General features: G+C 64.6%; 9 protein-coding genes. 4 read left to right on the top strand and 5 right to left on the bottom strand.

The window, feature by feature from the left end; genetic code table 11:
* Positions 1 to 328 precede the first annotated feature (328 nt).
* The 3 genes from ACFOY2_RS52900 to ACFOY2_RS52890 all read right to left on the bottom strand — a co-directional run bounded on the left by ACFOY2_RS52900 (position 329) and on the right by ACFOY2_RS52890 (position 3,476).
* Positions 329 to 2,014 (bottom strand): ribonuclease J, encoded by a 1,686-nt coding sequence (locus ACFOY2_RS52900; protein WP_379535787.1) that lies wholly within the window; start codon positions 2,012 to 2,014, stop codon positions 329 to 331.
* Between the two features lie 54 nt (positions 2,015 to 2,068).
* Complete coding sequence (dapA, locus tag ACFOY2_RS52895; protein WP_379535786.1) at positions 2,069 to 2,986, bottom strand: 4-hydroxy-tetrahydrodipicolinate synthase; 918 nt, start codon at positions 2,984 to 2,986, stop codon at positions 2,069 to 2,071.
* Between the two features lie 265 nt (positions 2,987 to 3,251).
* On the bottom strand, positions 3,252 to 3,476 hold the full coding sequence (locus tag ACFOY2_RS52890; RefSeq protein WP_379535785.1) for a hypothetical protein: 225 nt from the start codon (positions 3,474 to 3,476) through the stop codon (positions 3,252 to 3,254).
* A gap of 909 nt (positions 3,477 to 4,385) precedes the next feature.
* Between ACFOY2_RS52890 and ACFOY2_RS52885 the strand changes: the two genes are divergently transcribed.
* Together ACFOY2_RS52885 and ACFOY2_RS52880 are read left to right on the top strand one after the other, a co-directional pair.
* Entirely contained in the window at positions 4,386 to 5,102 is a 717-nt protein-coding gene (locus tag ACFOY2_RS52885; RefSeq protein WP_379535784.1) for a GntR family transcriptional regulator, read from the top strand.
* A gap of 828 nt (positions 5,103 to 5,930) precedes the next feature.
* A complete protein-coding gene (locus tag ACFOY2_RS52880) occupies positions 5,931 to 6,587 on the top strand; it encodes a JAB domain-containing protein (protein WP_379535783.1) in 657 nt (218 codons plus the stop codon).
* Between the two features lie 1,801 nt (positions 6,588 to 8,388).
* Here the strand turns inward: ACFOY2_RS52880 and ACFOY2_RS52875 are convergent.
* Positions 8,389 to 8,709, bottom strand: a complete 321-nt coding sequence (locus ACFOY2_RS52875; RefSeq protein WP_379535782.1) for a hypothetical protein — start codon at positions 8,707 to 8,709, stop codon at positions 8,389 to 8,391.
* Between the two features lie 80 nt (positions 8,710 to 8,789).
* On the opposite strand from ACFOY2_RS52875, the gene ACFOY2_RS52870 reads away from it, so the two are divergent.
* Both ACFOY2_RS52870 and ACFOY2_RS52865 read left to right on the top strand, forming a co-directional pair.
* Positions 8,790 to 9,305 (top strand): GntR family transcriptional regulator, encoded by a 516-nt coding sequence (locus ACFOY2_RS52870; protein ID WP_379535781.1) that lies wholly within the window; start codon positions 8,790 to 8,792, stop codon positions 9,303 to 9,305.
* A 39-nt stretch (positions 9,306 to 9,344) separates the two neighbouring features.
* Positions 9,345 to 9,833 carry a GntR family transcriptional regulator gene (locus ACFOY2_RS52865; protein ID WP_379535780.1) on the top strand — a complete coding sequence of 163 codons (489 nt, stop codon included), beginning with the start codon at positions 9,345 to 9,347 and terminating at the stop codon, positions 9,831 to 9,833.
* A gap of 423 nt (positions 9,834 to 10,256) precedes the next feature.
* Here the strand turns inward: ACFOY2_RS52865 and ACFOY2_RS52860 are convergent, their stop codons facing one another.
* Positions 10,257 to 11,279, bottom strand: coding sequence for a hypothetical protein (locus ACFOY2_RS52860; RefSeq protein WP_379535779.1), 1,023 nt, complete (start codon positions 11,277 to 11,279; stop codon positions 10,257 to 10,259).
* Positions 11,280 to 11,315: the final 36 nt, after the last annotated feature.

Genomic DNA, 11,315 nt, shown 5'->3' with positions numbered 1-11,315 from the left:
TACGGCTACACCACACGTCAGGAGAGCATCATTGAACGGTGAACGTCAGGGCACGCTCAGGCCCTTGAGTGCCTTCCCGTTCCCGTTTCCTCCCCGGAGTGAACGCCGGGGTATCCACGAGAGCTTCTGATAAACGAATCACTGCACCACACGGCGGACCAATCACCAAACCGACGGATGATGAGCGAATCGGCCCATCGGCCGAAGAAGGGCAAGTCGCCCCACCCGTGCCTGACCAACGAACAAGCCCGGTGGCCGACCACAGCTTCAACCTTCCGCGCGGGTACGGCAGGCGGCAGCGCCTGCCGTACCGTCATCGCCAGAGGGCTCAGACCTCGAGCACCACAGGAATGATCATGGGGCGTCGGCGATAGGTGTCACTCACCCAACGCCCCACCGTCCGCCGCACCACCCGACGGATCTCCTGCATGTCCACCACGCCGTCCGCGGCCTTCTCCTGGAGGGCCCGTTCGATCTGTGGGATGAACTCGTCGAACTGCTGCGGATCGATACCCGACCCACGCGCGTGGATCTCGGGGCCGGCGGTGAGCTTACCCGTGGTGGAGTCGACCACGACGACCACGGAGATGAACCCCTCGTCGCCGAGGATCCTGCGGTCCTTCAACGAGGTGTCGGTGATCTCGCCCACCGACGAGCCGTCGACGTACACGTACCCGGCGTGAACCGCACCGACGATCTCCGCTCGGCCGTCGACCAGGTCCACCACGACGCCGTCCTCGGCGATCACGATGTGGTCTTTCGGCACGCCGGTGAGGGCGGCCAGCTTGGCGTGCGCACGCAGGTGCCGCCACTCGCCGTGGACGGGCATGAAGTTCGAGGGGCGCGTCAGATTCAGGACGTAGAGGAGTTCGCCCGCGGCCGCGTGGCCGGAGACGTGCACCTTGGCGTTGCCCTTGTGCACGACGCGGGCTCCCCAGCGAGTCAGGCCGTTGATGACCTTGTTGACCGCGGTCTCGTTCCCGGGCACCAACGACGAGGCCAGCAGGACGGTGTCGCCGTCGGCGATGCGGATCGGGTGATCGCGGTTGGCCATCCTGGACAGCGCGGCCATGGGCTCGCCCTGGGACCCGGTGCAGATCAGCACCACGTCCTGCGGCGGCCACTCCTCGATGTCGCGCGAGTCGACGATCAAATCCGGGGGCACCTTGAGGTAGCCCAGATCGCGAGCCACCCCCATGTTTCGCACCATCGAGCGCCCCACCAGGGCCACCTTCCGGCCGTGCTTGGATGCGGCGTCCATGACCTGCTGGATTCGGTGGACGTGCGAGGCGAAGCTGGCCACGATGACCCGCTGCTCGGAGGTGCGGATCACCTCGTCGATGACCGGACCGATCTCGCGTTCGCTGGTGACGAACCCCGGCACCTCGGCGTTGGTCGAGTCGGACATCAGCAGATCGACGCCCTCGCTGCCGAGCCGGGCGAATCCGCCGAGGTCGGTGAGGCGGCCGTCGCTGGGCAGCTGGTCCATTCGGAAGTCGCCGGTGTGCAGAACGATGCCTGCGGGCGTCCTGATGGCCACAGCCAGGGCGTCGGGGATCGAGTGGTTGACCGCGAGGAACTCGCATTCGAAGGGCCCGAACGCGTGCCGTTCGCCCTCGACGACCTCGCGTTTGGTCGGCTGGATCCTGTGCTCGGTGAGCTTGGCCTCGATCAGGGCAAGCGTGAGCTTGGATCCGATGAGCGGGATATTGCGCCGCTCGCGCAGCAGATAGGGCACGGCCCCGATGTGGTCCTCGTGGGCGTGCGTCAGGACCACGGCCTCGATGTCGTCGAGCCGGTCCCTGATGTATTCGAAGTCGGGCAGGATCAGGTCGACACCCGGCTGGTCGGGCTCGGGGAACAGCACCCCGCAGTCGACGATCAGCAGGCGCCCGTCGTACTCGAAGACGGCCATGTTCCTGCCGATCTCCCCCAATCCGCCGAGCGCGACGATGCGCAAGCCGCCCTCAGGCAGCACCGGCGGCGGGCCAAGCTCAGGATGCGGGTGGCTCATACCTGGCCCCCACGGTCAGATCGTGTTCTCAAAACTCCCAGTTCCTCCCCGTTCCTATGCGTCTGTCAACTTCACCCCGCCGGCTACCAGGCAAGCACGCAGCTCGGCGATTTGCTTCTCTGTCGCGTCCACCAGCGGCAGCCGTACCGGCCCCGCCGGCACGCCAACCATGCTCAGTGCCGCTTTTGCCATGATCGCGCCACCTGCGCGCAGCATGATCCCGTCGACGACGGGGGCCACCTGACTGTGCACCGCCAGGGCCTGGGAGACGTCGCCGCTCTTGTGGAACTGGATCATGCGAGCCAGTTCGGCACCCACGACATGACCCACAACGCTGACGAACCCGGCCGCTCCAAGCGAGAGCCAGGCCAGGTTGAGCAGGTCGTCGCCGGAGTAGAAGGCGAGATCGGTCGCGGTCATGACCTGGCTGGCGGCGTACAGATCGCCCTTGGCATCCTTCACAGCCACGATACGCTCATGCTGCGCCAGCCGGATCAGCGTCTCGGTGTTGATCGGCACACCACTACGCCCCGGGATGTCGTAGAGCATCACGGGCAGGCCGGTCGCGTCGGCGACGGCGGTGAAGTGGCGATACAGCCCCTCTTGCGGAGGCTTGTTGTAATAGGGCGTCACCACAAGCAGACCGTGCGCCCCCACCTGCGCCGCCTGCTTCGCGAGCTCGACGCTGTGACGTGTGTCGTTGGTACCGGCCCCGGCCACCACGGTCGCGCGATCGCCCACCGCTTCGAGGACCGCACCGACAATACGCTGCTTTTCCTCGTCAGTCGTGGTGGGCGACTCGCCGGTCGTCCCATTGACGATCAAGCCGTCGTTCCGCTGCTCGTCCACCAGATAGGCGGCAAGAGCTCGCACAGCCGCATAATCGACCTCGCCGTCGGAGGTGAACGGCGTGACCATCGCGGTCAGCATGCGGCCGAAGGGTGCGTCGGTGGTTCCAGTTGGCGATGCCATAGTGCGAACGCTACCTGGATTCAGAAATCCATTGGACCTCGCCACCCCGCTTCGCCTGCCCAGGGCTGCCTATTGCCCCGGTTCGGTGACATTCAGGACCCCCTGTCCCACATTGATCAACAGCCGCTGACGCAGTCAGCCGACGCACCCGTACGGATCAAGCGCTCGAATCCGGAACCCCGCCCGCACGAACATACCGATCACCAGAGACCCACGCGCCGGCCTCCTGCCCAGGACGCGATCATGAAGCCCTTGCCGCAGCAATTCAATCTGCCACCTGATGATCTACCTTGCCGTTCGAGCGACGTGCCGTGACCTCCTGGGCCAGATGGTGGGGCTGCTCCCGCGTGTACGGGAACACGGACAAGTCGAACAGCACGGTCGTGGCCAAGGGCGAGTCCAGGGGGTGACCACCGCGTTGATCGAAGTCGGTCTCGCAGTTGAGCTCGAGCAGCGCGCCGGACGAGTCGCCGTCCCGCTTGAGCGCCACCAGACCGTTGGACGCGGTACGGGTGATGGTGCCCCGCCGAATGGTGGATCAACGATCCCAATGGCAGGTCGGCTGCCACACCGGATGACACCAACCCGGCACGAAACTACACCCCTCGACGGGACGCCACCTTCTCCACCGCCTCCGTTCAGACACGTGCACGTCGAACGGTGGCCCTCTTGGCTTCGTGGGGAAGCCGACTCGCCTTGGGCAGGCACCGAAGCCGACCCCACCTTGGGCTGACCAGGATATTCGGTCCGGCTCCGGCAAAAGCGGAGGTACCACCCCACCGGACACGAAAGCCGACCCGACCCGCCTGGCCAGAGACATCGATCCGGCCCTCACGAGCGCGAAGGCCACCCCACCGGACACCGCGCCAACCCGACCTGACTGGGCAAGGAAGCCGATCCGGCCCCCACGAGCGCGAAGGCCACCCCACCGGACACCGAGTCGGCCTGACCTGACTGGGCAAGGAAGCTGATCCGGCTCCGGCAAACGCGGAAGCGGCTTGCCCCGGCGCGGAAGCTCGCCCGCCTGGTGCACGCAGACATGGGCGGCCTTGGCGAACCGGGCACCCGGGCTCAGTCCTGCACCTGGAAACTCACCCCGCAGTCGAAGCGAGCCGCCGTCGTCGCTCAGACCGGCGACCGACCAGGCACTCCGCCGGGCATCAGCCCTCACGGAGCCAGGAGCGAGCATTGGTAGAGGCCGCCGATATGTGCTCGGGGGTACACACATCGACGACCTCTACCGGAGAATCGGCACCCCTTACATCGGCGTTACAGGGTTTCTTCGATAATTTTCCGCTACCGCAAAGTTGGGGCTCCAACAGTCGTCGATGACGGTCGGTTACCTGCCGAATACGGCAACATGGGGCAACGCCTCACACGAACCCCCAGGGATGGACTAGTGGCCACCTCAGATCCGGTCTACCTGCGTGTCGTCGAAGACATTCGGCGGCAGATCACCGACGGCACCCTTCCCCCCGGCGCGCCCATCCCATCTCGGGCGCAGCTAACCCGTAAGTACCAGGTCGGCGAGACCGCCGCACGTCACGCGCTACGCGTGCTCGCGGGCGAAGGTCTCATCATCGGCCGAGTGGGCTCGGGTCATTACGTCAGGGAACGCCCCGATCTTACGACCCTCTACCGATGGCGCTTTTTGGATCATCCGGCCCCGTTCGCGGCCGACCTGCAGTCGCAGGGCAGACGCGTGACGTGGGACTGGCACAGCGAACCAGCCGAAGCGGGCCCTGAGATCGCCAGACGGTTGCGCCTCAAAGAGTCGGCCGCGCTCACGCGGACGCGTTATGTCTTCCGTGGCGACGGCAGACCGCTCCAGATCGCCACCTCTTATGAGCCGATGGAGTTCACACCCCATACGGAGGAGGAGCGGCGGAGTCTGGTCGCGAGGATGTATGCACACGGCATAAAGATCACGGAGATCGTCGAGAGTGTGCACACCCGCGTGCCGAAGCCTGGGGAGAGCGATGCGCTCGATCTGGCGGCGGGCGTTCATGTGCTGCATGTCGAACGCACGCACTGGGCTGGTGACCGTCCCGTTGAGACCAGCGACATCGTCATTCCCGGCGATCGTTTCCGGATCACCTACAGCATGCCGGTATAAGTCGGAATCGCATCGAGAATGCCCACCTTAGGGCGGAAGGTTCCGGGCATTCTGCCCGCACTTGCCCGGAGCCTCCGACCTGACCAACCTGCCCCACCGCCCGAGGCCCACCCCAAGCACGACCAGCACGACAGCCGCACCGGCCCACACGCAACCAACCACGAGGCCACCGATCGCGCAGCCCATCCGGCACACGAGTTGGCGCCCGACCGCCCAAGCATGCGAGCGGGGCAGGCCCGGGATGATGTCCCGTTGAGCGGTGAGAGGCCCTCCCCGGCGAACCCCGTGATTTCTCACTCGCCTGACCGCACCCGACCTGTTGGGCCGCCTACCGCTGGATCGTCGATCCACCACTCGACGGGACACCACCTTCAGCGACGGCAAGGGCAACCGCGAGTGGGGGCACCCGCGCAGGCACCATCAGGCGCGCGATCCCGCAGCTACGCACCGGCCCTCCTATCGAGACTGGTCGCCGGAGCGGCGCCGACGGCCGACGCGAGGTCCTCGACATGGACGTCGCCTCGGGCGAGGACGGCGGGGGCTGCCGGCGTTCCTGCGCGAGCTGGCGTTCCCGCCCCGCCTGACGGCGCCCGGACTGTCCAGCGTCCAACTGGAGGCTTGAATCCGTACTCCTTCGCTGTAGAGCTTTCGGGTCATCAGCCTCAAACGAGACACAGGATCGCCACGTAGGCGGAACGCCCCCTGCCCCTGTCCTCACCGAAGCCAATACACCGACCCAAAAGGGGCCGCTGAGGAACATCGTCAGCCCTGAACACGCAGGCCAGAGATTGTCGGTGCGCTTTGATACAACGGTTGCGGAGGTTGCCGATGCGAGTCAAAGACCTGTCCGCGCGTGATCGACCACGCGAACGACTCATGTCCACCGGTGCCGGCGCGCTGGCCGACTGGGAGCTACTGGCCGTGCTGCTCGGCTCGGGTTTCCGCGGCTCAAGTGCCCTGGAACTGGCCGCCCAGGTGATCGCCCACTGCGGCGATCTCAACGGGCTCGGGCAGTCCGACCCGCATCGGTTACTCGCCGTGCCCGGCGTCGGCCCCGCCAAGGCTGCGAGGGTCGCCGCCGCCTTCCACCTCGTACGTCGGGCGGAGACTCCGCCCGAACGCGAGCGGATCACCAGCTCCTCCGACCTGGCCCACCATTGCGCTCCCCTGCTGCGTAACCGCACGCTGGAGCGGCTCGTCCTGGTGGTGTGCGACGCCGGTGGCAGGGTGATGAAGCGTGCGGTGCTGTCTGAAGGCGCGACCGATCACACGGCGATGCCGATCCGCGAGGTGATCACGCAGGTGCTCACCACGGGCGGAGCCGTGTTCGGTCTCGCGCACAATCATCCGAGCGGGTGCCTCGAACCGAGCCCGGACGACGTGGAGGCCACGATCCAACTCGCGGAAGCGGCCGAGACGGTCGGCCTGCGACTCCTCGACCATCTGATCATCACAGACGCGGCCTGGAGGCGGATCCCCATATAAACCACCCACACTACGGATCATGAGCCCACCAGCCAGCAAACGGCATTATCCCGCCTATAGCGCCGAACTGCAGCTTTCCAAGGGACGGCCATGAGAATCTAATGGCGCGGGAAGGTCGTTGTGGACGTCAATCGACCTCCTCGCCATGGCGTGCGTCTCGTGTATCCCAGAGGGCACGTACCATGCCATGCTCTGTACCAATCCCAGGCCGGATCGCCTCTTGGTCTCCCTGGCAGTCTGCTTGCCTGGGATCTGGTACGGCGCACGGCGTGTGAAAAGAAGCCGGATTCACGCGCTGGGACAGGGGGCCAATTCGCGCATTTCTTTAGCCAGTGCGCGAATTGGACCCCTGTCATACGTTTCTCCCCATTCGATGAGTGGATCAATCGACCGGCACCTGTCACCCTCCGCGCCGATGGCGTTGGGGAGTCAGTTCCCGTGTGCGGCCGGCTTCTCCTCCGCGGCCGAGACCGTCTGGTCTGATGGGTCCACGCCTTCAACTTCTTGGTACGGATGGGGCCACTGGGTCTTCGGCGAGCTTGAAGATCGCGGTGTGTGCGGCGGTGAGGTTGGACGTCAGGAGCGATCTCCGTGTAGTTCGCCCTACGACATGGCTTCAACACGTCCACGAAGTCCGCCGGTCTGTACTTCTCCTGCAACGGAAGGGTGCCGGCGGGAGTTCCACGCTCTGCTGCCTGTACGTGGCCGTTCCTTCATAGGCGCGGCCTCTTGAGGGACCCAGCGCCTCCGTCGTTGACATCTTCCTCCTGCGCGTGGAAGCCCACAACGGATCCGCGGTCGGCCTCTCGCACGTTCCCGGCTCCGGAACCGCCCTGGGAGGGAGAGGTACGTGGTGATTGCGTGTTCCCAAGCCGCGGTTTGTTGTTCTGGCGATGGTGCCAGGGGCAACGGGGGTCGGGACGGGGAGGCTTGGGCGGGGAGGTATCGGGGCGGTGGCGTGGGGTGGGTGGCAAGGGGCTTGGGGGTGGCGGCTTGGCGTGAGTGGCGCAGGAATTCGTCCGAATTTGGGTTGATCATCTATGTTGTCGGCTTAATCTGCGATTAGACGATGATAATGCCAATCTGTTGGTGCCCGACATAATCGGCTTGGTATGATCCGCGAACTCGGCCACCGATAAAAGTCAGACCATTGTTCTCCATGGGTTGCGCTCGCAGGTTCGCAGGCGTCACACTAGTCCTGCGGTCATCGCGAGTCGCCTTCGAACCTGAATCGTTGCTACGAAGGGTCTACGCGATGACCGTCAAAAAAACCGGACAAGCCGCAATTCCCAAACTGCGCGAGGAAAACGGCTTGTATGCGGGTGCCCTCGCAAGCCTGGCGCGGAGAAACGGCTTGCGAGGGCGAAAAAGCCCGGCAGGCTCGGCGCATCGGGATGACACCTGTCGGGGAAAACGGACAGACACCGGCCCAAATGCCTGTTCGACTGAACGGGATGTGGTCCTGACTCACATACCCGCGAAACACAGCTCTGTGAGCACCTGATATCCCTCGATCAGCAAAGCCGTGCGACCCGGCTCCGACGATGGCAGCGAGAGAGCCGGGGGTTCTTCAAATTGAAGATCCGAGGGCCGCAGTAGGTCGCGGAGGGGTACGGCCCCCGGATCAGCTTGGGCACGTCGCGGGCTGCCAGAATGAACGAAAAGCCGGCAGCGGGCGACGGACGGGCCGATTCACGGCCCGTCGTGGTCGTCTGGGCACTGGGGCTACCCTTGACCTATGATGCGCTGGGTATACGTCTAGTCATAGTCTGCGATTAATGGACGCCAGAATTGATTTCTTCTATTTGAGCCGGCTTGCCTGACCTTTCTCCTTGTTCTCTTCTGGGTCCACCATCTCGAGCCAGGCGGCGAACACTTCGGAGTTGGTCCGAGCGGTGAACTCGTGAACTATGTCCTCGTCGTCGCCTTTACGGGTCCGACGAATGAACATGATGCCGCCCGCCAGGCAAAGTTCATAAACCACCGAACTGCACTCACATGTGTGATCGCGTACCCGCACCTTTTCGCCCCGGAAGACCCCCGGCGTCCATTTCATACCCTCCGGCTCCTTGCTGACCATTGGCATGTGTCGACCGTGGTAGTCGCCCTCCTCCCACTTCATGCCATCACTATAGCTCCGTCGTATCTCCTGGTCTAGCAAACGTCTCCATAGATCTTATTGAGCGTCTGCTTTGAGCACGCATGTACGGTTTCGTCTATAATCCGAGCGTGCTGGATCGTGAAGGACCCGTGCCCATTTACAAGCAGGTCGCAGAGCTGGTCCGCGATCAGATCGAACGCGGGGAACTCAAAGCGGGCGATCCGGTCCCGAGCGAGGCCGCCCTCGAGAGGGACTACGAGATAGCGCGCACCACGGCCCGGCGGGTGGCCCGTGAGCTGCGCGAACAAGGGCTGGCGTACACCGTCCAAGGCGAAGGCACGTTCGTCGGCCAGCCCGGCACTCCGCGCTCACCCAGGAAACTGCCCCTCTATCAGAAGATCGCCGAAGAAGTCGCTGAGAGCATCCAGCGCGGCGAGATCCCACCCAACAGGGCCATTTCCGGCGAGAAAGTCATGATGCGGCAGTACGGGGTCGCAAAGGTGACGGCACGCCAGGCCGTGGCGCACCTTCGGGAACAAGGATGGGTCTTCACCGTCCCCTATAGGGGCACATATGTGAACGAGCCCGAAAAGTGGCCCACGAATAGGGGTTCTTAATCGCCTCCGTTTGACAGATCCCTTGTATACCCTTGAAGGGTGCTGGATCGCGAGGGTGATACCCACCTATATCTTCAGATCAGTGAGGTCATCAGGTCGCGCATTATCGAGAGCCTCTCCCCAGGGGATCCCGTCATCAGCGAAGCGGGGATCCAACGGGAGTTCCGCGTAGCGCGTACGACCGCACGGCGAGCAATTCGCGTACTGCGCAACCAAGGACTTATCCACACCCGCCAGGGAAAAGGGACATTCGTCAGCTCCCCCGATGAAACCTGCCCTTCTGGCCACCAACCTCCGCTCTATCAGGCCATAGCCAACGAAATCAGGCAGCGCATCCAGGCCGGAGAGCTGGTTCCGAGCCGGCCGATTCCAAGCGAGGTCGCGTTGGTTCAGGAGTTCGGGGCGGCGCGGGAGACCGTGCGACGGGCCATCGCGTTTCTTCGGCAGCAGGAGTGGATCTACACCATTCCTCATCGGGGGAGTTACGTCTCACCCCGGGAGCAATGGCCTTCTCAAGGATCTACGTGAAACGTTACTCCTCGTCACTGTCGCCCCTTATGGCCGCCTCGAATGGTTGCGTTTGGGGTGGTTACGGCCCTGAGGGGTCCGAGCTGATGTCGGCTCACGTTGACGCCTGTGGCGGGGCAGAACGTCGCCGACAGGTTCGCGAGTGGCCGAAGGGTTCGACCGCAGCTCTCTGATCGGAACAAGCCGAAGGCCTGCAGACCGACGAGACGCGGGCCAACTCGACGCCGACCGGAGGGTTTGCCGCGGGAGCGGGTGCTACACCGCTTGCCGGGAGCGCCCATGCGGAAGGACTCTGGGCGGCGGCGCGGTACCAGGCGGGTGCGGTGGTGCCGCGCCGCTTACAGGGAGCGCCCACGCGGAAGGGCTCTGGGCGGTGGCGCGTGGCTTGTTCCGGAGGAGCAGGCCGCTGCGCGGGAGCTCGAATCAGAAGACCGGGATTATGTCCTCCGGGTCGATGAAGTCGACGTCCACACCTTTAAGATCCAGCTCTGGAATGGCGGGGAAGGCTATGCCCCAGCGTTCTACTATCGCGCGGATTCTGGCCATGGCCACGCGCCAGTTCTCCGCCTGTTCCTCGTACGACAGGACGCCCAGGCCCGCCTGCCTGGCGTGGTCCATGAGGACGCGGTGGTTGGGCAGGAAGTAGGGCGGGAGTTCCCAGAAACCTTCAGGAGGCTCCCAGAGGATCATGCTGAGGAAGACGAAGCCCGCTCTGAGCTGGCGGGTGATGAGCGTGCGGGTTTCGTCGGTGAGGCCCGGCCATTCGTTCTCCAGGATGGTCATGCAGATTTGGAGATGGCGGGACTCGTCCCGGCCGATGCGGTGGAACATTTCGCTGAAGACCGGGTGCTGGGTGCCTGACGCCATGCCCCTGAACAGCGTCGAGGCGGCCATCTCGCCCATCATGAAACTGGTGAACAGGACCGGCAGCGAATATCTGCCCACGGCCGAGCTGTAGCCGTTCCAGTAGCGGCCGCCGTTGTGGTAGAGCCAGCCGATGTTGTTGTGGGCAGCGGACTCGAGGTCGTCCGATGGGGTCCAGTTGAGGGGGCCGCCCGGCCAGAGCTTGGCGATGGTGCGCTGGCAGCATTCCTCGTGGTTCATCTCGTCACGGGTGATCGAGAAGAAGCACTTGCGGACCGGGTCCTCCTCGTGCTTTTCGAATGCCTGGATGGTGGCTCGGGCGAACACCGCCGGTCCTGAGGCGTCGAAGTTCGCCAGGACCGCGAACCAGTACATGATTCCCAGGCGCTGCTCCCTGGTGAAGTCGTCCGGGCTGAGGCCGTCCCAGGGCAGGTCGGCCGGGTTCCAGACCATGCGCTTGGACTTCTCGTAGATGGCGGCGAGCTTCTCGGTCTCCACCCGCCATTCCATGGGATAGATATTGGGCTGCGGGACCTCTGGCGCCGGCCAGAAGCCGCCTTCCGGGATCGTGAGGTCCGCCATGGTTGTGACACCTCCTCTCCCATCCTGCGTGGCGGC

This window comes from Nonomuraea purpurea, assembly GCF_042650645.1.
In the GTDB taxonomy this organism is placed as follows: domain Bacteria; phylum Actinomycetota; class Actinomycetes; order Streptosporangiales; family Streptosporangiaceae; genus Nonomuraea; species Nonomuraea purpurea.
The sequence above is the reverse complement of the archived record's forward strand: the minus strand, read 5'-3'. Positions and strand labels throughout refer to the sequence as shown.